Source organism: Haloarcula sp. S1AR25-4, assembly GCF_031624555.1.
GTDB classification, from domain to species: Archaea; Halobacteriota; Halobacteria; order Halobacteriales; family Haloarculaceae; genus Haloarcula; species Haloarcula pellucida.
Genome location: NZ_JAMQOR010000001.1, coordinates 1,482,246 through 1,503,171, shown reverse-complemented (window position 1 = coordinate 1,503,171; position 20,926 = coordinate 1,482,246). Strand labels below are relative to the sequence as shown.

Here is a 20,926-nt window from a genome sequence, read left to right as displayed (position 1 = left end):
GTGGAGAATACCTCCAAATATCCCATAATGACTGTCTATAGCTGTGGAGTTGTGATACCGATGCGATTTGTCGCGCTATCGGGTGTGAGTCACTGCCACCTGCACGCCGGTTATCCCGAAACTAGGTCGCGGTACGATGGGCGACTCGACGGCCCGACGCCGCCGCCACGCGGCCCGTGCAATAACACATATACACGCGTTATTCTATGTCGGATATTTGTTACTGCCCCGTGAGGTCGACCTGTATCGACTTCGCAGTGCTGAGGACCTGTCCCGTGATGTCCTCCTCCAGATACCGGCCACTCAGACGGTCTACCGGGCCACAGACGCCGAGTGCGGCGACGGTGTCGGCGTCGTCGTTCGTCACCGGTGTGGCGACGCCGACGATGCCCTCGTACTGTTCTCCTCTGCAGAATGCGACGGCGTCGTCGCGCACGCCCCGCAGCGCGGTCTTGAGTTCGCCCGGTTCCGTTATCGTGGCACTGGTCGGCGCGACGAGGTCCGTCTCGTCCAAGACGTCGTCGACGCGGTCCTCGGAGAGCGAGGCCAGAATCGCCTTCCCCGGCGCGTTCACGTGAAGCGGGAGTCGCTCGCCTTCGTGGAACTGGGGCGACCACCCTTCGCTGGCTTCCGCGATGTACACCGGCACCCCCGACTGCGCTTCGAGTACGAACAGGACCGTCGTCTCGTCGGCGGCCGCGGCGAGGTTGTCCAGGTGGCGGCGTGCGGCCTGATACACCGGCAACGCCGCCCGGGTGCGAGAGCCGATGTCCAGCGGCCGCAGTGAGGGTTCGTACCGGCTGTCGCGTTTTACGACGTACCCGCGCGCACGGAGCGTCGAGAGGTGGTTGTGGACCACGCTCTTCGAGACGTCTAGCCGGTCGGCGAGCGCCGTTACCCCCATCGGGGCTGCCGATTCGACGAGCGTTTCGAGTAAGTCAAGCGACGTCTCCGTCGCGTCGATCGTGTAGTTCGGTGTGTCGGTCACGATGTCCGTGTGTACTGCTGCCACACGTAAAACTCTGTTCGTTACAGAAGAACGGTTGATCGAGTGTGAACTGTTGACATACATATATCCATCACGAAAGACCAGACACTACCGATTAGTACGAGCGATGCTGTGCGGAATCTGTGCGTTCTGTAGAAAAGAACGGACTGCCAGAGCGGTCGATGGTCGAGAAATCCCGGCCGTAGTGGCCGTGCCCCTGGTATCTCGTCGACGACACCACAGGCTGTCAGCCTGTCGCTCGTGAGCGTTCTCACCACGACTTCCTAGCGCGAAAACCGTCTCACTCAGCCGTCGGTGTCGGGGACGACGACTTTCTTCAGTCCCTCGGCGTTCTCCATGCGCTCGAACGCCGTCGGGAGGTCGTCGAGACCGATTCGCTCCGTGATGAGTGCGTCGGCGTCGATGCGGCCGTACCGGAGCATCGTCACCGCTCGCTCGAAGTCCTCGGTGGTCAGCGAGAACGACCCGCGGTAGCCGACCTCGTCGAAGAAGATGTCGAAGGGACTGACCTCCATCGTCGCCTCCTGATCGGGGACGCCGAAGACGAGCGTCGAGCCGCCTTTGGCGGTCACCGCGTTGGCCTGCTTGATCGTCGGGACGAGGCCGATGGCCTCCGCGCCGACGTCGACTTTCCCACCGGCCGCTTCGGGGATGGCGACTTCGGGGTCTACTTCGTCGGGGTCGACGACGACGTCGGCACCGAGTTCGCTCGCGAGTTCACGCCGCTCATCGTCGAGTTCGGAGACGACGATGGGGCTGGCGCCGGCGTTCCGGAACGACTGCAAGAGCAAGAGACCGATGGGGCCGGCCCCGACGATGGCGACGCTGTCGCCCGGCGTGAGGTCGACCTGCTCGACGCCGTGGATACAGCAGGCAAGCGGTTCGGCGAGCGCGGCCCGCTCGAAGGACATTTCGCCGATGTCCTCGACGTTGATGGCCGGCACGCGGACGTACTCGGCGAAGGCGCCGTCGAGAATCGTCTCGCCGGCACCGCCGATACTCGTGTTGTTCTCACAGAGGTGCGTCTCCCCGCGCTTGCAGTACGAACAGGCGTTACAGGGGACGGTCGGGTTGATCGCGACGCGGTCACCGACTGCGACGGTGTCGACGTCGGCGCCGACTTCGGCGACGGTCCCCGAACTCTCGTGGCCGAGCACCAGCGGGGTCGGCGCGGTGAACGTCCCGTGGTACATGTGGTAGTCGGTCATACAGACGCTGCACGCGCCGACTTCGACGAGTACCTCGTCGTCTTTCGGCTCTGGACGTTCCCGCTCCTGTACCTCGATTTCGCCGACGCCCGTGAGTGTGGTCGCTCGCATCAGTGGTCCTCCGCGGTGACGTCGGTGGCTGTGGCGGTTCGGTGCTGCTCTGCCGTGCGGTTGTCTCTGGTCATGGTGAGTGCTGGCCGGTCAGGCCGTCGTTGGCGGTCGTCTGCGAGTCGCCCGTCGGTGAGCGTGTGCTCCGGCCGACCGGGCGAGCGCCACGGAACGTGTGGCTGACTACTGTCGTCGTCGCGCGGCCTCGGGACGAACGTTGATGGACGCCCTATTAAAACCTTTCCACGGTTCGGCCGAGAGCCACTGGGAAACGCCCGCTGTGTGGCGATTCCCGTGACCGACGGTGGCTATCCTTCCGGGAGGAGATAGTTTTATTATCCATGAACTATGTTGCTAGTCCGAGGCAAGCACATATGCCAAGCGAACGCAACAGACGGAACTTCCTGAAAGCGACAGGTGTCGGACTACTCGGCGGCCTCGCTGGCTGTACGCGAGGTGGCTCGGGTAGTGAGGGTGGCGATGGTTCGAGCGGTGACGGCTCGACCGGCACCGGAACCGGTTCGGACGGGGAACTCGCCATCTCCCTCGATAAGTACACCGGGGCCGACATCGACTGGAAACAGTTCGAGGGGACGAAGATAAACATCGGTGCGGTCCAGCACCCGTGGGTTTCGGCAATCAAGCCCGCAGTGCCGGTCTTCGAGGAGCTGACCGGTATCGACGTCGTCTGGAACATCCTCCCGGAACAGCAGTTCCGGACCAAACGACAGACCGACGTCAGTACCGGTGCCGGGCAGTTCGACGTCTTCTACATGGATCAGGTCGTCAACCAGTTCCGCGAGGAAGGGTGGATACAGCCCCTCGACCCGTACTTCGAGGACAGCAGTCTGTACGACGAGGCGTGGTACCAGCCGGACGACCTCTTCGAAGCGTCGAAGTGGCAGGCCCACGGTGGCGGCTACAGCGACACGTGGACCGGCATCCCCATCACCGTCGAGGTCCAGACCCAGTTCTACCGCAAAGACCTCTACGAGAAGCACGGCCTCGAAGTCGCAGAGACGTTAGAGCAGTTCCGTCAGAACGCGAAGACGATCCACGAAAACGAGTCCGACGTCGTCGGCACGGTGGGTCGCGGCCAGAAGGGCTACGGGATGAACATCTACATCCTGAACACGTTCCTCCGTGAGCACGGCGCCAAACTGTGGGACAGTTTCCCGGACGACTCCGGTCTCGACTCGCAGGGAGTCATCGACGCGGCGGAGTGGTACACCAAACTGCTGCAGGACTACGGTCCCGAAGGCGCGTCGACCCAGACGTGGTCCGACGTGCTCACCACGATGCAGGAGGGCCGCGCGGGCCACATCGTCGCCGACGCCAACCTGTTCTGGCCCGGTCTGACCGGCGAAGACTCGAAGGTTGCCGAGAACATCGGCATCGCGAAGGCGCCGAAACCGGCCGACGGGACGTTCTCACCGAACGCGTTCAACTGGCAGATATCCACGTCGAAGAACGCCTCGAACTCCGAGCAGGCGTTCCTGTTCATGCTGTGGGCGTCCTCGGAACCGACCAACACCTGGCTGCACCTGAACAGCAGCGCTGCGTTCTCGGTGCGCCAGTCCGTCTGGGAGAACGACGAGTTCCGCTCGCGCGTGGGTGACAACTTCGCACAGGTCACGCTCGACTCCCTGCAGGAAGCGGCGCCAGACCCGTTCGACCGGAAGTACCCCGAATGGGGCCAGCGCTACTCCGAGGAACTGCAGCGCGCCATCGCCGGCCAGAAGTCCGCCGAGGCGGCGATGACGCAGGCAGCGAAAATCGCCGAGGACATCTACAGCGGGTAACATGCGATCTCACACCAGCATCACGAGACCACCCCTCGACCCATGAGCACACCAACCCAAACAGAAACGGCAAGCAAGACGCCCCTCACCAGAGTCCGGGATCTGTGGAACGACTACCTCCCGTACTGGTTCATGGCACCGATGGTGCTGGTGATGGTGATGATCACCTTCTTCCCCGGCGCCTACGACCTCTACCTCAGCCTGATAGCCGAACCCACGTTCAACGTCTTCGAAGCCGAGTTCGTCGGGCTGAGCAACTTCGAGACGGCGTTCACCCGAGGTGGTGCGTTCCACTCGTTCGTCATCACGATCACCGTCGTCGTCAGCGCGTTGCTCCTAGAGAGTGCTCTGGGGTTCGTCCTCGCCGCACTCGTCGCCGGCGTCGAATCGGAGCGAGCGAAGTCGTTCTACCGGGTGTTGTTCATCGTCCCGATGGCCGTCGCACCCGTCTCGCTGGCGACCATCGGTCGAATCATGCTGAACAGCGAAATCGGCATCATCCCGTACGTGATAGAGACGGGGACGCCGTTTGCGGCCCCGAACTTCCTCTCGGAGATCCCGCTGCTGACGGTGATTCTCCTCGATACGTGGAACTGGACGCCGTTCATGTTCATCATCTTCTACGCCGGCCTCTCGTCGGTGCCCGACACGCTCGTCGAGGCCTCGCGGGTCGACGGCGCGCCGCTGTGGCGTCGCTACGTCCACGTCATCATCCCGTACATGAAGACGGTCGTGTTCGTCGCCGTCCTCATCCGGCTCATCGACCTGTTCCGGACGTTCGGCGTCGTCTACGGGCTGACGAACGGCGGGCCGGGGACGGCCACCCAGCTCGTGAGCATCAACATCTACGAGCAGATGTTCATCAACAACCAGCTGGGCGTGGCCGCCGCCATCGCCATCGTCTACCTCGTCCTCGTCGTCGCGCTGTGTAACGTCATCATCGCGAAGGTCGGCTTCGAGGGGGTGTGGGACTGATGGCGACCCAGGACGCCCAGTCCGCGACCTCGTCGCAGCGCCTCGACAAGGAGACGCGGGAGAAACTCGTCACGGTGGTTCGACACACCGTCCTGCTGGGATGGTCGTTCGTCGTGCTGTTCCCGCTGTACTGGCTCGTCTCGATGTCGCTGAAGCCGCCGGGACAGGCGAACTCGCTGCCGCCCGACTGGATATTCCTGCCGACGGTGTACAACTACATCCAGCTCGCCCAGCAGTCGGACTTCCTCGCGGCGTTCGCCAACAGCGTCGTGATGGTTGCCGCGTCGGTCGTGCTCGTCCTGCTCATCGGCGTCCCCGCCGCGTACGTCCTCTCGCGGTACGACATCCCGATGCAACGGGACGTGCTCGTGTGGATCCTCTCCTCGCGGATGCTCCCGCCTATCGCCGTCGTCATCCCGTTTTTCGTCATCTTCCGGGCGCTCAACCTGTTCGACACCCGCATCGGGATGGTGCTGATGTACGTCAGCATCAACCTCTCGCTTGTCGTCTGGGTGATGAAGGCGTTCTTCGACGGCATCCCGGAGACGCTAGAGGAAGCGGCACGCGTCGACGGCGCGACCCAGTTTCAGGGGTTCCGCAAGGTCGTCCTCCCGGCGGCCAAACCCGGCATCTTCTCGGTCGCCATCATCAGCTTCATCTTCGCGTGGATAGAGCTGCTGTTCGGACTCGTGCTGACGAGCTTCGAAGCGGTGCCGGTGACGCTGTTCGTCTACTCGTTCATCGGCTCCCGGTCCATCGAATGGTCGATGCTCGCGGCCGCCTCGACGGCGATGATAATCCCCGTCGTCGTCTTCCTCGTCGCGGTCAACAAGTATCTCGCGGCCGGACTGAGCTTCGGTGTGGTGATCAAGGAATGAGCACGACTTCCCCCCGACGAGACGTACTGCTCGCGAACGACGCCCGTGCGGCGGCGAGACGGAGTCGCACAACGGAGGCTACATAATGGCTAGTATCACGATAGACGACGTAACGAAACGGTTCGGCGACGGAGACGAGTCGGTCGTCGCGGTCGACGACGTGTCTCTGGACATCGAAGACGGCGAGTTCGTCGTCTTCGTCGGGCCCTCGGGCAGCGGGAAATCGACGCTCATGCGAATCGTCGCGGGGCTCGAAACGCAGAGCGAGGGCGACGTCGAAATCGGCGACGCCATCGTCAACCAACTCGGGCCGCGTGCGCGAGACATCGCGATGGTGTTCCAGAACTACGCGCTGTATCCGAACATGACCGTCGAGGAGAACATGTCCTTCGGGCTGAAGATGTCGACGGACATGTCGGCCGACGCCATCGAGCAGACCGTCACGTCCACCGCCGAGATGATGGACATCGGGGAACTGCTTGACAACACGCCCGGCGAACTCTCCGGCGGCCAGCAACAGCGCGTGGCGCTGGGCCGCGCTATCGTCCGCGACCCGAACGTCTTCCTGATGGACGAACCGCTCAGCAACCTCGACGCGAAGCTTCGGGCGGAGATGCGGACCGAAATCAACCGCCTCCAGAACGACCTCGACGTCACCACGCTGTACGTCACCCACGACCAGACGGAGGCGATGACGATGGGCGACCGACTGGTCGTCCTCAACTACGGCGAACTCCAGCAGGTCGGCACGCCCTTGGAGTGTTTCTACCGGCCGGCCAACCAGTTCGTCGCCGGCTTCCTCGGGTCGCCCTCGATGAACTTCTTCGAGGGGCACGTCGAGGGCGGCACCCTCCGGGCCGACGGCTTCGACTTCGACCTGACCGAGCGGATGCAGTCCTCGGTCGAGGGCCGGAGCAACCTCGTGCTGGGCGCACGGCCCGAGGACACCACGCTCCACGACGAACCCACCAGCGGCCACGAGTTCGAAGCCGTCGTCGACGTCGTCGAACCGATGGGGAGCATCTCCTACGTCTACCTGCGCGCGGCCCAGCAGGACGACGACAAGACGTTTATCGTCGAGACGGACGGTCAGCGCCTCATCAGCGAAGGGGCGGAGGTCTACGTCGAGATTCCCGACGAGGACGTCCACCTCTTCGACGCCGCCACCGGCGAGACCATCCACCAGCGGAGACTCGACGCTGACGCCGAAATCGCTCTCGAAGAGGGGGTCCAGACCGCCAGTAGCTCCGCGAAGTAACGCCGGACTGGCCGCTCCGGACGTACCGCTCACCGATTGTCCGATCCACCATCCACCACATGTCATCACAGAACCTTTCGTATCACGAGACGCGTAGCGCTATCTGCGAACACGGCCGAAGCCTGCTCGCAGACGACCTGACGACCGGTACCGGCGGGAACCTCAGTGCCCGCCTCGACGAGGACCACGTCGCCATCAGTCCCTCGGGGATACCGTACGAGGATATCGAACCGTCGGACGTACCGGTCGTTCGCACGGACGGGACCGTAGTCGAGGGCGACGTCACTCCCTCCACGGAACTCCCGATGCACCTCGAAGTGTACGAACAGCGCCCCGACGTCGGCGGCGTCGTCCACACGCACTCGCCCTATGCGACCACGTTCGCCTCGCTCGGCGAGGCGATCCCGGCCTCACACTACCTGCTGGCGTTCACCGGGTCCGAGGTGCCAGTCGCCGAGTACGAGACCCACGCGACCCAAGCCCTCGGGGACGCCGCCGTCGACGCTCTCGGCGAGGACTACAACGCGACGCTCCTGCGGAACCACGGCGTCCTGACCGCCGACGGGTCGCTGGCGGAGGCCTACACGGTGGCGCTGATGGTCGAGTACTGCGCCCGCATCCACTATCAGGCCCGCGCTATCGGCGACCCCGAGATCCTCCCAGACGACGAAATCGACCGCCTGCAGGGCAAACTCGACAGCTACGGGCAGTGAGCACGCCATGAACCACGTCGCCATCGACATCGGCGCGAGCGGCGGCACGGTGTATCTCGGCACCGTGACGCCCACCGACTTCGACGTTCGCGAGGTCCACCGGTTCGAGAACCGGCCGGTCGAGCGGGACGGCCGCTACGTCTGGGACCTCTCGGCGCTCCGCGAGCGGATGGTCGACGGCCTCGAAGCCGCGGGCGAACGGGCCGACGACGTCGACACGGTCGGTATCGACACGTGGGGTCTCGACTTCGGCCTGCTCGCCGACGGCGAGGTACTGCGGGACCCGGTCTCCTACCGGGACCCGGACGCGACGGCCTCGCGCGAGTCGCTGTTCGAGACGGTCGACAGACGCCGGGTGTTCGAGGCCACCGGCATCACCAACTGGAACACGCCGAACACGCTCTGGCAACTCCACACGCTCGCCCGCGACGAACCGACCCTCCTCGAACGGGCCGACAGCCTGCTCATGATGCCCCAGTTGCTGACGACACTGCTGGGCGGCCGACCCTGTGGCGAGGTGACCGTCGCTTCGACCACGCAGATGGTCGACCCGCACGAGCGCGCGTGGGCGGCCGACCTGCTGGAGGAGGTGTCCCTGCCGACCGACCTCCTCCCGTCGCTCGAGGAACCCGGCCGACGACTGGGACCGGTCGCCGACGACGTGGCCGCGGCGCTCCAGTCGACGCCCGACCTCGTCACGCCGGCGAGCCACGACACGGCGGCGGCCGTCGCCGGCCTCCCGCTTGCCGAGGACGCCGCCTTCCTCAACACCGGGTCGTGGTTCATCCTCGGCGTCGAGCGCGAGGACCCGGTCCGCACCGACCCGGCCTTCGAGCAGGCCGTCTCGAACGAACTCGGCGTCGACGGGACCGTCCGCCTCTTGAAGAACGTCAACGGCTTCTTCCTGCTCGAAGAGTGCCGCGAGGCGTGGCGGGAGACCGGCGACCCGGTCGACTACGACCACCTGCTGTCGGCCGCCCGGAAGGCCGCGGCGCGAGCCGCGCTCGTCGACCCGGACGCGGAGGCGTTCGGCATCGACGCGCCGATGCCCGAGCAGATACGCGCGTACTGCCGGCGGACCGACCAGCCGGTACCGACCGGACAGGGCGGCGTCGTCCGCTGTCTGCTCGACAGTCTCGTGACGAAGACGGCGCTGGAACTGGACGCCCTCGCGTCGGTCGTCGAGGACCCCCCGTCTAGCATCAACCTCGGCGGCGGCGGCGTCCGCAACGAGTTGTTCTGTCAGTTGCTCGCCGACGCGACCGGGATGCCGGTCGTCGCCGGGCCGGTCGAGGCCACGGCCGTCGGCAACCTCCTGACGCAGGCGCTCGCCGTCGACACCCTCCCGGACCTCGCGGCCGGCCGCCGACTCGTCGAGTCGGCGTTCGAGACGACGAGATACGCCCCCACCCACACCGAGGGGTGGGGTCGAGCGAAAGAACGGATGGCCGACCTCGCGGCGGACTGACGCCGACGCGGTCTCGCTGTCTTTGTAGAAGGACGGTTCGGCTTGTTACCGGGACGTGTACCCGCCGTCGATGACCACCGTGGACCCGGTCACGTACGAGGAGGCGTCCGACGCGAGGTAGACGACGAGTTCTTTGAGTTCCTCCGGGCGGCCGAGCCGTCCCATCGGCGTGTTCTCCAGCCACGTCTCCTCCATCTCCGGGTTCTCGGCCAGCACCTCGTCGACGAGGTCCGTGCGCATGTACCCCGGCGCGATAGCGTTGACCCGGACGCCGCGGTCACCCCACTCGACGGCCAGCGACTGTGTCAGCATCCGTACCCCGGCTTTCGTGGTGTTGTAGCTGGCCTGCTTCTGGGGGACGTTGACGTCGAACCCGGACATCGAGGAGATGTTGACGATGCGTCCCTCGCCGCGTTCGAGCATCTGCCGGCCGACGTGTTTGGCACAGAGGAAGACGCCGTCTAAGTTGACGGCGACCACGCGCCGCCACGAGTCGATGCCCGTCTCCTCGGCCGGTGAGTTCTCGACGATGCCCGCGTTGTTGACGAGGACGTCTATCGGTCCGAGTCGGTCCGTCACGTCCTCGACCATCGCCTCGACCGACGCCTCGTCTGTGACGTCGACTTCCGTGGCGACGACCTCGGTCTCGCCGTCGAGTTCGGCCGCCGTCGCGTCGGCCTTCTCGCGGTTCACGTCGGCGATGGCGACGTCGGCGCCCATCTCCGCGAGGCCGCTCGCCATTTGCTTTCCGAGTCCCTGTGCTGCGCCGGTGACGATAGCCGTCTCTCCGTCGAGGGAGAAACTGTCGACTACACTCATGCGAACGGTCGTGCTAGTGCTTTCCACGGTGATAAAACTATACATTCACTGACGTACTCGGCCCGGTCGAACGCCGTCGCCGTGGCGACCTGTCGTTTGAAGTGGGCACCTCGCCATGTCCAACGTATGCAAATCACCGATTACGAACTGTTCGCCGTTCCGCCCCGGTGGTTACTGCTCAAGCTTGAGACCGACGAGGGGCTGATCGGCTGGGGCGAGCCGATCATTCAGGGGCGACTGGAGACGGTGCGGGCGGCCGTCGGCGAACTCATCGAGGGGTACCTCCTCGGGACGGACCCGCTTCGGACGGAGTACCACTGGCGAAAGCTCTACCAGAGCGGCTACTTCCGCGGTGGGCCGGTGCTGATGAGCGCCCTCGCCGGCATCGATCAGGCGCTGTGGGACGTCAAGGGTCGCCACTACGGCGCTCCGGTCCACGAGTTGCTAGGGGGGCACGTCCGGGACCGGCTGCTCGTCCACCAGTGGATCGGCGGGGCCGGTCCCGAGGACATCGCCAAGTCCGCAGCGCAGGACTACGCTCGCGGCTACCGCGCGTTCAAACTCAACAATCCGCGAGAGTTCCGCCCGTTAGAGACGACCGCGGCCATCGACCGCGCCGTCGAACGGGTGGCGGCACTCAGAGACGCCGTCGGGGACGACGCGCTCGTCGGCGTGGACTTCCACGGCCGCGTCTCGAAGCCGATGGCCCTCGAACTCCTCCGTCGGCTGGAACCGTACAACCTGATGTTCGCCGACCAACCGCTGACACCCGAACACGGCGAGGCCTTCGCCGCCCTCAACGACCGGACGAGCGTCCCCGTCTCGACTGGCGAACGCCTCTACTCCCGGTACGACTTCAAGCCCCTGCTGGTCGACGACGCCGTCTCGGTCATCCAACCGGACGTCACGCACGTCGGCGGCATCAGCGAGATGCGCAAGGTGGCGTCCATGGCGGAGGCCTTCGACGTGGCCGTCGTCCCGCACTGTCCGCTCGGCCCCGTCGCATTCGCCGCCAGCCTGCAGGTGGGCTTTGCGTCCCAGAACGTCGTCGTACAGGAACAGGACCTCGAACTCCACGACCCGGAATCGAGTCAGCGTCTCGCCCTGCTCGAAGACCCCGAGACGTTCCAGTTCGAGGACGGCTACGTCGAGCGACCGACCGGACCGGGACTCGGCATCGAAGTCGACGAGGCGTACGTCCGGCAAAAGGCACAGACAGAAGTCAACTGGTACAATCCGGTGTGGCACCACGAGGACGGAAGCATCGCCGAGTGGTGACTGCGCACCCCCTGTCTTTTAGTATCTATGCGGCGTGTTGTCGGTCATGCGAACCGCAGTGTTAGTCGAACCTACCGAGTTCGAACTCCAAGACCGTTCCGAACCGTCCCCCGGCCCCGACGACGTCCTCGTCGCCATCAGAGACGTCGGCATCTGCGGGTCGGACGTCCACTACTACGAACACGGCCGCATCGGCGACTACGTCGTCGAGGATCCACTCGTTCTCGGCCACGAGAGTGCCGGCGAAGTGGTCGCGGTCGGCGAGAACGTCACCGGACTGGAAGCGGGCGACCGGGTCGCCCTCGAACCGGGCGTCCCCTGTCGCCGCTGTGCCCACTGCAAGCGCGGCGACTATCACCTCTGTGAAGACGTTACGTTCATGGCGACACCGCCACACGACGGCGCGTTCGCCGAGTACGTCTCGTGGCCGGCGGACTTCGCCTACGAACTGCCCGATTCCGTCTCCACCGCCGAGGGAGCGCTCTGTGAGCCTCTCTCGGTCGGTATCCACGCCTGCCGCCGCGGGGACGTCGGGACGGGCGATACTGTGCTGGTCACCGGTGCCGGCCCCATCGGCTTACTAGTGATGGAGGCCGCACGCGCCGCGGGCGCGACGGACGTCATCGTCACCGACGTGGTCGCCGAGAAACTGTCGCTCGCAGCCGAGCGCGGGGCGGACGTAACCGTCGACGTCACCGAGACGGACCTCGAATCGGCCGTCGAGGAGTACACTGACGGCGTCGGTGCGGACGTCGTCGTCGAAGCGTCGGGGGCCGAACCTTCCATCAGGTCGACGCTCGACGCCGTCCGGCGGGGCGGCACCGTCGTCCTCGTCGGACTGGCAGACGAGGCCACCGTTCCGTTCGACGTGCTCGAAGTCATCGACAACGAGATAGACGTCCACGGGTCGTTTCGTTATAAGAACACCTACGACGCGGCCGTGGATTTGCTCGCCGACGGCGTCGTCGACGTGGCGGGCATCATCGACTTCGAGTCCTCGCTCGACGCCATCGACGACGCCTTCCAACGGGCGATGGAGCCAGCCGTCGTCAAGGGCATGATCACGTTCGAGTCCTGAAAGCGCCGAGATAGACGCATAAAGGGGGCAAGCAATCACAAAAAGACATTTTCAGAACCAGAATCATGGGAAGAGGGCCTACAGAAGTCGAATGACTCGAATTATGGGTCCACAACTCCGGAGCTTGTTGTCATACGTGGGCAAAAATTCGCGGACCTCTCGTGACGTATCGCCTCGATCTGTGCCCGTGACGGCCGAGGCGCTTCCGGGATATCTGCGATGGTGCTCGGATGGCGTGTGGCGACGTTTCGCCCGTCGGCTGCTGTCAGTCGCTCCCGAACCGACGTCTGCGACTCCGCGGGCGAGTCTCTGTCGGAACGATCCGTCGACCGGACAGGCCGCATCGCTGTCGTCGGATTCCTGTCCGCTGGGAACGTCGCCGGCCCGTTATATATGGGGCGTTCGTCCGTCCAGATATGCCACGAGTGGTCGCCAGCGACGATCCGATGATAGACACCGCGTTGCTCCGCGAGAAACTGGACGCCGAGGTAGTCGCCGCCGAGACGGACGACGAGGCCGCACTGGCCGCGGCGGCCGAAGGGGCCGACGCGCTCGTCGTCGACGTGAACACGCCCGTGACGGCGGCGGTTCTCGACGAACTCGACGACCTGCGAATCGTCGCCCGCGCGGGGGTCGGCATCGACAACGTCGACGTGGGCGCGGCAGCCGAGAACGGCGTGCAGGTCACCAACGTCCCCGAGTACTGCACCGACGAGGTGGCGACCCACACGGTGACGCTCCTGCTCGACTGTATCCGCACCGTCGCCGCCTACGACCGGGACGTCCGGAACGGCAACTGGGGTTGGGAACGCACCCGTCCCGTCCACCGGGTGCGCGGCCGGACGCTCGGACTGGTCTCTTTCGGCCCCATCGCCCGCCGCGTCCGCGAGCAGGTCCGTGGATTCGACCTCGACGTGGTCGCCTACGACCCCTACGTCGACGAGACTGACATGGCCGAGGCCGGCGTCGAGAAGGTCACGCTTGACGACCTATACGAGCGCGCGGACTACGTCTCCCTGCACGCACCGCTGACCGACGACACCCGCGGGATGGTCGACGCCGGGGCGCTCGAGGCGATGCAGGACCACGCCGTCCTCGTCAACACCGGCCGTGGCGGCCTGATCGACGAGGAAGCCCTGCTCGACGCCCTTCGGAACGAGGCCATCGCGGCCGCCGGACTGGACGTCCTCTGTCAGGAACCGCCGGAACCCGACCACCCACTGACCGGACTGGACAACTGTATCGTCACGCCGCACGCGGCGTGGTACTCCGAGGAGGCCCGCGAGGAACTGAACGCCACCGTCGCCGCCAACGTCCGGGCGGCACTGGCCGGCGAGACGCCGCCGGACTACATCGACCCGGACACCGACTGGCTCTGAGCCTCGGTCAGCACGAGTCGAACGCCCGGCGCTCGCTCCCCAGCGAGTCGCCGCGGGTGAGCGTCGTCCGGACGTCGTATGCGAGGTTACGGAGGTAGGCCTCGACGCCGGGGTCGCAGGTTCCGGCGCGTCTGGCCTGTCGGTAGTCACAGCACAGCGCGACGGGCAGGGTAGGGAGGACGAACACGCCGGCGACGGCGACGCCGAGTGCTAACGGATGCCCCGCGGGAACGACCAGCGCCGCCCCGAGAAGGAGCGTCCACAGGATGGCGCCGTGGACGACGGTGGGGCGCCAATTGTGGGCCGGCAACCGGCCCCGGGACGCGTCACTCGCCGTCGATTCGCGCTCCCGTCGGGGCGGTTTCGATGGTTCGCACGACATACGCTATCGGACGGGATCCATCGGTATGACTGCCCGTTCGGCACACGCCGAAATCGTCCGTGGATATAAGCCGCTCCGCGGAGTAAGAGCGCCAATGCGCGAGTTCATCTTCACCATCGACTACGAACGCGGGGTCGACCCCCTGATGGACGTGTTCATCGACTACCCGGAGACCCACTCCCGGACGATCGCCTGTAACGTCACGAACGACGGGATGTGGCGGCTGGAACGGGTCGCCGGCACGGAGGCGGCGCTCGACAGACTCGACGAGGTCTTCGACGGCCCCGTCCAGTGCACGGAGTGCATCGGCACCCGGGACTGTGATACCGAGTGGCACTACAAGGTCATCGCCTCGGAGCAGGGGCGCCGCACCGTCTACAGCTATCGCTCGGAGGCCGGCGACTGTCACTCTATCCCGCGACTGGCCATCGAACACGTCGGCAACGGCGTCCTCTGTGAGACGGAACGCCGCGGCAGCCGCTGTGAGTGGCGCCTGCTGCTGTGTAGCGACGAGGGCGTCGACGACCTGTTCGGCGCGCTGGAGACGGAACTTCGCCCCGGTCTGACCGTCGAGTTCCGGCAGTTGGGCGAGCCGTCCTACTGGACCGACGAGTCGGTGACGCTGGCCGAACTCCCGCCGGAACAGCAGGCCGCCGTCGAAGCGGCGGTCGAATACGGCTACTACCGCACCCCGCGGGACATCTCGCTGACCGACCTCGCCGAGAAACTCGACGTCTCCCGGTCGACCCTGCAGTACCGCCTCCAGCGGGCCGAGGCGTGGATCGTCCGCTCGTTCGTCACGCGGTCGATGGGACCGGTCGACGCCGACGAATCGGTCGCGGAGGGGACCCGTCTGCGGGTCGGTCGCTCGGGTGTGTGAACGACTACCAACCACCTTTGGCATACGCCGAACTAGTGCTGATACTGGTAGCACGTTTCTACTGTGGTACGCACGCGGGTGGTGGCGTCACCGCTCGCCCTTCACCTATCATGACCACACTCAGCACACACGACGCCGAGGAACGGGAAAGCACCGTCGACGAGGAGACAACGGCGGGTGAGGACCACGTCTGTCCCGACTGCGGCGGCCATCTCACCCACGACGCGTCTCGCGGCGAGACCGTCTGTGCGGACTGTGGGCTGGTCGTCGACGAGAACGCCATCGACCGCGGCCCCGAGTGGCGCGCGTTCGACTCCGCCGAGCGCGACGAGAAGTCCCGCGTCGGCGCGCCGACGACGAAACTGATGCACGACGAGGGCCTCTCGACGAACATCGGCTGGCAGAACAAGGACGCCAACGGGAACTCGCTGTCGTCCAGTCAGCGCGAGAAGATGCAGCGGCTTCGGACGTGGAACGAACGGTTCCGAACCCGGGACCACAGCGAGCGCAACCTCAAGCAGGCGCTGGGCGAGATAGACCGGATGGGGAGCGCACTTGGCGTCCCCAAGAGCGCCCGCGAGACGGCCGGCGTCGTCTACCGTCGGGCGCTGGATGAAGGCCTGCTTCCGGGCCGCTCTATCGAGGGCGTTGCCACGGCGTCGCTGTACGCCGCCGTCCGGCAGACGAACCTCCCGCAGACCATCGACGACATGGTGGTCGTCAGCCGTGTCGACGAACAGGAGTTCACCCGCGCCTACCGCTACATCAACCGCGAACTCTCGCTGGAGATCGGCCCGCCGGACCCGGCCGACTACCTCTCGAAGTTCGTCTCCGAACTCGACGCCAGCGACGAACTGGCGATGCGGGCCCACGACCTCATCGAGAACGGCAAAGCCGCGAACGTCCACAGCGGTAAGAGCCCCGTCGGACTCGCGGCCGCAGCCATCTACGCGGCGGGCCTGCTCGTCAACGAGGAACTCACGCAGGAGACCATCAGCGACGCCACCGACGTCAGCACGGTCACTATTCGGGACCGCTACCGCGAACTCCTCGAAGCCGAGGCCGACCGCGATCCCGTCGAGGCGAGCGCTGCGGGCGGGTCGAACGCGAGTGCATAGCGAGAGCCCGAACGGAGTGGTGTCTCGGAGCGAAGCAGCGAGCGGACGGTGACCGGAGCGGCCCGAGAGCGGGCCAGTAGGACGACCGTACCGAAGCCCGCGCCCTTTTAGTCCCGTCACGCGGATACACCGGTATGTCTCGTTCGGGGTCGGACCACAGCGTCCCGGCCGACCTGCTACTCGTCGTCGCGAGCGTGGTATTCGCGGCCGTCGTCGCGTTCTCCCCCGCCGGTGCGTGGACGCCACTCGCCATCGTCGTCGGGATCCCCTTCGTCGTGCTCGTACCCGGCTACGCCCTCGTTTCGGCGGTGTTCCCGCGGGCCGGCGAGGCGGCACCGGGGGCGACGACGCGGACCTCGTGGCTGGCCCGCCTCGGCCTGAGCGTCGGCGGGAGCGTCGTCGCCGTCGCCGTCGTCGGCGGCGTCCTCGACTTCACTATCTGGGGGTTTCAACGGACGGCCGTCGTCGGCGGTCTGTGTCTTGTGACGCTTCTGGCGACGGCCGTGGCGTGGGGTCGCCGCAGGCGCGTGCCGGCCGACGTGCGGGCGGGGACCGACTTCGGGAGCGTCCGCGACCGGACCGTCGCTGTCGTCACCGGCGAGGGTACTCTCGGCATCGCGCTGACCGTCCTCGTCCTCGTCGCCGGGGTCGGTGCTATCGGCGTCGTCGCACAGGAGGCTACCGACGCCGCGGGCGTCACCGAGTTCTACCTCCTCGGCGAGAACGACGCCGGCGAACTCAGGGCTGGCGACCACCCGACTGAACTCACCGTCGGCGACCCGACGACCGTCGGTGTCGGCGTCGGTGCCCGCGGCCCCGACGGGTTCGACGGCACCGTCGTCGGTCGACTCGAACGCGTTACGGTCGAGAACGATACCGTCACCGTCACCGACTCCGAGGAACTGGTTCGGTTCCCGGTGTCGGTCGCCGCCGGCGAGTCGGCGGTCACCAGACACACGGTTCGGCCGACGACGGCGGGGGACGCCCTTCGACTGACCTACCGCCTGTACCGCTCCGACGCCCAGTCACCGGTCAGACAGGTGCACGTCTGGGTGCGCGTCTCCGACGGGCCGTAACTGTCGGCATCTATATGTAGGCAATCGGCGTATATCTGGATAGTACACTACTGGGGAGTGGTGGACCGGAGGATTCACGGTGGAACACGACTCGGCACACACACAGCTAGACGACGTTTCAGTGACCAAGACGGTGGCCGACGTCGACGGCGGGCGACGGTTCGTCTCGCTCGCCGTCGAGACGCACGGCCCGGACGCCGTCGCCGTCAGTATCTCGGACCCGGTTCCGGCGACGGAGACGCTCACCGGGCGCGACCGGAGGGCGGGTGACGGGACGTTCAGTGGCGGCCGTCTCGCCATCGAGGGTGCCGTCGAACCCGGCGAGTCGGCCACCGTCGGCTACCTCGTCGAGGGTCCCGGCGAGTCCGTCGTGTCCAACCCGACCGTCGACGAGGTAGTGCCGCTCTCGGGCGACGACGAGTCGCTGGCGACACCGACGGTCAGGTGGGTCTCCGCCGACGGCGACACGACGGTACTGGACGTGACGACGGCGTCGGTGCCCGGTCGCACCGAGGCCTCCCTCCCGCTCGTGTCGATTCCCGACGACACGACGGCCGACGCGACGGACGCGGCACGGGACGTCGCTATCGGCCTCGTCCTCTCCCCGACCAACGGGGACGCCGCCATCCGGACTGTCCTCCGGGCGAGTCGTCGGGGGCACCCCGTTCTCGTGACCTACTCCGGGCTGGACGAGGGTGCCGAGCCACTCGATACGCTCGCGTCGCTGGGTGCCATCGTCCTCTCACCGCCGTCGAGACGGTCGTCACAGGCGGAACTCAACCGACTCCTCTCACGGACCGCCAGAGAGCGTGGTTCGCCGGGCATCATCTTGCAGACCCGCGACTGCCCGCGCATCGACTACGACCGCACGAGCGCCGCCTTCGAGCGCGCCGATTACGAGGTGGTCGCTATCCCCGAGCAGTGGAGCGTCGCGCGAGACACGCCCACCGTCGTCGTCGGGATTCCGGCGTACAACGCCGCCGACAGCATCGCCGACGTGGTCGACCGTGCCGCGGCGTTCGCCGACGAGGTCGTCGTCGTCGACGACGGGAGCCGCGACGCGACGGCCGACCGGGCCCGCGAGGCTGGTGCGACCGTCGTCGCCCACGACTGGAATCAGGGCTACGGCGGGGCGCTGAAGACGCTGTTCCGGGAGGCCGCCGACCGCGACGCCGCCCACCTCGTCGTCGTCGACGCCGACGGGCAACACGACCCGGCCGACATCCCGATACTCGTCGAGACGCAGGACCGCGCCGACGCCGACATCGTCATCGGGAGTCGCTACGTCGGTGACCGCCAGTCGAAGATACCGTTCGTCCGGTCGCTCGGACTGGCGGTCATCAACGACCTCACCAACCTCAGTCTCGGCAAACTCCGCCCGAGCGGGTGGGTCCGCGATACACAGAGCGGCTACCGGGCCTACAACAGACGAGCGCTGCGTTCGCTGGCCGGCGACCAGACTCTCGGGAACAACATGGGCGCGAGTACGGACATCCTGTACCACGCCCACCGTAACCGCCTGAGCGTCGCCGAGGTGGGGACGACCATCTCCTACGACGTCGAGAACTCGAGTACGCAGGGGTCGCTCTCGCACGGACTCGACCTCGTCCGGAACATCGTCTGGACCGTCGAGTACGGCCGTCCGCTCCTCATCGTCGGGATTCCCGGCACTATCACGACCCTGCTGGGCGTGAGCGTCGTGCTCCTGTTGCTCGTCCAGTACGTCGAGACGGGAGCGCTCTACCCCGTCCAACTCGGCACCGCCATCATGTTCGCCATCGGCGGGACGCTGCTGTGTGTCACGGCGCTGATGATGCACGTTCTGAACGGCCACCCGACGATGAAACGACTGGGACAGTGAGGGGAACAGCTAAACCGGCGGCGAGACTGGACAGCAGTATGACCGTGGGGACGAACCGCGTGGCGGTGGACGCCCGTGGATAACGCCACGCACGCGTCCGCGGGTGGCCGGCTTCGAGAACGGTTCGGGGACCGGAACCCGGCACCGGTGTTCGCCCTCGTCGGCGTCGGCCTCGTCGCTGCCGGGGTCGGAGTGCCGACCCGCCAGACCCTCCTGTTCGCGTGGGGCGGCACCGCCCTCTTCGCGGCCCTGTTGCTCCAGTTCGTCACGGCGGAGCGGACGCTCCCGGCGCGGGTCGCGACGGACCTCGCCGCGACGGCCGGGACCAACGCGCGCCGACTCGCCGGCGACGGCCCGCTACTGTACGTCCCCGACGGCGACTCGGTTGCGCTGACCGTCGAGGAGAGCGACGCGCACCTCGACCCCGTCGGCGTGCGACTGCTGACGACGCTCGATCGACCGGCGGTCGACGAGGACCCGGCCGACCGACTCCCGGTGCTCGTCGACTACCTCGTCGAGGACCTCGAACTCGCGGACCGAGCGACGGCGCAGACGACCGATGGCGGTGCCGAAGTGACTGTCACCGGGACTACCGTCGGGACAGCGGAACTGTTCGACCACCCCGTCGCCTCCGTCGTCGGCGTCGGTCTCGCACGAGCAGTCGGGCGTCCGGTTCGCGTCGAACCGACCGACGATGACGGACGCCTCGTCGTCACCTGTCGCTGGGACTAGAGCGACCCGACGAACTTCTCCAGCGTGCGGAGGCCGACGAGGACGAGGAAGGCGACCGCGCCAGCCAGCAGGGGCCAGCGGAGCCGCGAGCGCCAGCGCGGGGTGACGTGGACCGGCGCGGTCAGCGCGGTCAGCACGACGAACCCGAGAAAGGAGACGACGAAGACGTGTTCGAGCGTGAGCGCCCCGACAGTCGCCAGTATCGCGGTGGCGACCAGCGTCAGGCCGACCTGCGCGTACAGGAACCGGCGTTGCCGGGGCGTCGTCATCACACCTCGCTACGCCGTCGAGCGGCATAACCCTCTGGGGTTCGGTACGTCCCGCCTAGCGCGGGGTTCAAGCCGTCGGGGGCCGTCCCTTCGGTACGCGAATGTACCCATGGACCCACGCCGCCTTCGGCTACCTCCTCGTCGTCGGTCTGGCGCTGGTGCTCCGCCGCCGGGTCTCACGGGCGGAACTGGCCGCGGTGCTGGTGGCGACGCAACTCCCGGACCTCGTCGACAAGCCGCTGGCGTGGTGGGTCGGGGCCATCCCCTCGGGCCGGTCGCTGGCCCACTCGCTCGTCCTCGCCGTCCCGCTCTCGGCGCTGGTCCTCGCGGTGGCGTGGCACCGCGCCCACCCCGAGGTCGGCGTGGCGTTCTGGCTGGGGTACGCCAGCCACCTCCTCGGTGATACGTACGTGGCGCTGTACTACTGGCGCGTCGAGGAGTTCACCTTCCTCCTGTGGCCCTTCCTGCCGGCGTATCCGTACGACTCCGCCATCGGCCTCGGCGAACTACTCCGCGCCGTCGAGTGGTCGCCGAACGCGCTCGGCCATCTGGCGCTCGCGGCCGTCGGTGGTCTCGTCTTCCTCGCGCACTTCTGGCGAGCGCTCCCGTGGCGGCCGCCGCGTCCCGACTGACGC

At 66.6% G+C, this 20,926-nt stretch carries 20 protein-coding genes; 15 read left to right on the top strand and 5 right to left on the bottom strand.

Annotated elements, in window-relative coordinates:
- Window positions 1-220: 220 nt before the first annotated feature.
- Window positions 221-1,012 carry an IclR family transcriptional regulator gene (locus tag NDI85_RS07855; protein ID WP_310915439.1) on the bottom strand — a complete coding sequence of 264 codons (792 nt, stop codon included), beginning with the start codon at window positions 1,010-1,012 and terminating at the stop codon, window positions 221-223.
- Window positions 1,013-1,293: 281 nt separating this feature from the next.
- Complete coding sequence (locus NDI85_RS07850; protein ID WP_189000925.1) at window positions 1,294-2,328, bottom strand: alcohol dehydrogenase catalytic domain-containing protein; 1,035 nt, start codon at window positions 2,326-2,328, stop codon at window positions 1,294-1,296.
- A 371-nt stretch (window positions 2,329-2,699) separates the two neighbouring features.
- Here NDI85_RS07850 and NDI85_RS07845 point away from each other — a divergent pair, with 371 nt between their 5' ends.
- The 6 genes from NDI85_RS07845 to NDI85_RS07820 all read left to right on the top strand — a co-directional run bounded on the left by NDI85_RS07845 (window position 2,700) and on the right by NDI85_RS07820 (window position 9,419).
- On the top strand, window positions 2,700-4,127 hold the full coding sequence (locus tag NDI85_RS07845; protein ID WP_189000928.1) for a sugar ABC transporter substrate-binding protein: 1,428 nt from the start codon (window positions 2,700-2,702) through the stop codon (window positions 4,125-4,127).
- A 42-nt stretch (window positions 4,128-4,169) separates the two neighbouring features.
- Window positions 4,170-5,102 carry a sugar ABC transporter permease gene (locus tag NDI85_RS07840; RefSeq protein ID WP_310915438.1) on the top strand — a complete coding sequence of 311 codons (933 nt, stop codon included), beginning with the start codon at window positions 4,170-4,172 and terminating at the stop codon, window positions 5,100-5,102.
- Entirely contained in the window at window positions 5,102-5,980 is an 879-nt protein-coding gene (locus tag NDI85_RS07835) for a carbohydrate ABC transporter permease (RefSeq protein ID WP_189000934.1), read from the top strand. Before NDI85_RS07840 ends, NDI85_RS07835 begins: the two co-directional genes overlap by 1 nt.
- 85 nt (window positions 5,981-6,065) lie before the next feature.
- Window positions 6,066-7,238 (top strand): ABC transporter ATP-binding protein, encoded by a 1,173-nt coding sequence (locus NDI85_RS07830; RefSeq protein ID WP_310915437.1) that lies wholly within the window; start codon window positions 6,066-6,068, stop codon window positions 7,236-7,238.
- Between the two features lie 59 nt (window positions 7,239-7,297).
- Complete coding sequence (locus NDI85_RS07825) at window positions 7,298-7,951, top strand: class II aldolase/adducin family protein (protein WP_310915436.1); 654 nt, start codon at window positions 7,298-7,300, stop codon at window positions 7,949-7,951.
- A gap of 7 nt (window positions 7,952-7,958) precedes the next feature.
- Complete coding sequence (locus NDI85_RS07820; RefSeq protein WP_310915435.1) at window positions 7,959-9,419, top strand: FGGY-family carbohydrate kinase; 1,461 nt, start codon at window positions 7,959-7,961, stop codon at window positions 9,417-9,419.
- Window positions 9,420-9,464: 45 nt separating this feature from the next.
- On the opposite strand, the gene NDI85_RS07815 is transcribed toward NDI85_RS07820, so the two are convergent.
- Entirely contained in the window at window positions 9,465-10,238 is a 774-nt protein-coding gene (locus tag NDI85_RS07815; RefSeq protein WP_189000947.1) for an SDR family NAD(P)-dependent oxidoreductase, read from the bottom strand.
- Window positions 10,239-10,364: 126 nt separating this feature from the next.
- Here NDI85_RS07815 and dgoD point away from each other — a divergent pair, with 126 nt between their 5' ends.
- The 3 genes from dgoD (at window position 10,365) to NDI85_RS07800 (ending at window position 13,973) form a co-directional block, all read left to right on the top strand.
- Window positions 10,365-11,516 (top strand): galactonate dehydratase, encoded by a 1,152-nt coding sequence (dgoD, locus tag NDI85_RS07810; protein ID WP_310915434.1) that lies wholly within the window; start codon window positions 10,365-10,367, stop codon window positions 11,514-11,516.
- 46 nt (window positions 11,517-11,562) lie between these two features.
- Complete coding sequence (locus tag NDI85_RS07805; RefSeq protein WP_189000953.1) at window positions 11,563-12,594, top strand: NAD(P)-dependent alcohol dehydrogenase; 1,032 nt, start codon at window positions 11,563-11,565, stop codon at window positions 12,592-12,594.
- 416 nt (window positions 12,595-13,010) lie between these two features.
- The gene (locus NDI85_RS07800) at window positions 13,011-13,973 is read left to right on the top strand and encodes a C-terminal binding protein (protein ID WP_189000955.1); all 963 of its coding nucleotides are present in this window, start codon (window positions 13,011-13,013) and stop codon (window positions 13,971-13,973) included.
- Window positions 13,974-13,980: 7 nt separating this feature from the next.
- Here NDI85_RS07800 and NDI85_RS07795 read toward each other — a convergent pair whose 3' ends face one another.
- Window positions 13,981-14,355, bottom strand: a complete 375-nt coding sequence (locus NDI85_RS07795) for a hypothetical protein (RefSeq protein WP_310915433.1) — start codon at window positions 14,353-14,355, stop codon at window positions 13,981-13,983.
- A gap of 94 nt (window positions 14,356-14,449) precedes the next feature.
- Here NDI85_RS07795 and NDI85_RS07790 point away from each other — a divergent pair, with 94 nt between their 5' ends.
- The 5 genes from NDI85_RS07790 to NDI85_RS07770 all read left to right on the top strand — a co-directional run bounded on the left by NDI85_RS07790 (window position 14,450) and on the right by NDI85_RS07770 (window position 20,022).
- The gene (locus tag NDI85_RS07790; RefSeq protein ID WP_166968356.1) at window positions 14,450-15,235 is read left to right on the top strand and encodes a helix-turn-helix domain-containing protein; all 786 of its coding nucleotides are present in this window, start codon (window positions 14,450-14,452) and stop codon (window positions 15,233-15,235) included.
- 110 nt (window positions 15,236-15,345) lie between these two features.
- Window positions 15,346-16,353, top strand: a complete 1,008-nt coding sequence (locus tag NDI85_RS07785; protein ID WP_310915432.1) for a TFIIB-type zinc ribbon-containing protein — start codon at window positions 15,346-15,348, stop codon at window positions 16,351-16,353.
- A gap of 134 nt (window positions 16,354-16,487) precedes the next feature.
- Window positions 16,488-17,429, top strand: coding sequence for a DUF1616 domain-containing protein (locus tag NDI85_RS07780; RefSeq protein WP_310915431.1), 942 nt, complete (start codon window positions 16,488-16,490; stop codon window positions 17,427-17,429).
- A 79-nt stretch (window positions 17,430-17,508) separates the two neighbouring features.
- Window positions 17,509-19,290, top strand: a complete 1,782-nt coding sequence (locus NDI85_RS07775; RefSeq protein ID WP_189000969.1) for a glycosyltransferase family 2 protein — start codon at window positions 17,509-17,511, stop codon at window positions 19,288-19,290.
- A gap of 75 nt (window positions 19,291-19,365) precedes the next feature.
- A complete protein-coding gene (locus NDI85_RS07770) occupies window positions 19,366-20,022 on the top strand; it encodes a hypothetical protein (protein WP_220639457.1) in 657 nt (218 codons plus the stop codon).
- Here the strand turns inward: NDI85_RS07770 and NDI85_RS07765 are convergent.
- A complete protein-coding gene (locus NDI85_RS07765) occupies window positions 20,019-20,291 on the bottom strand; it encodes a hypothetical protein (RefSeq protein ID WP_189000970.1) in 273 nt (90 codons plus the stop codon). The two genes, NDI85_RS07770 and NDI85_RS07765, sit on opposite strands and share 4 nt — an antisense overlap.
- Before the next feature lie 101 nt (window positions 20,292-20,392).
- Between NDI85_RS07765 and NDI85_RS07760 the strand changes: the two genes are divergently transcribed.
- Window positions 20,393-20,923 (top strand): metal-dependent hydrolase, encoded by a 531-nt coding sequence (locus NDI85_RS07760; protein WP_310915430.1) that lies wholly within the window; start codon window positions 20,393-20,395, stop codon window positions 20,921-20,923.
- Window positions 20,924-20,926: the final 3 nt, after the last annotated feature.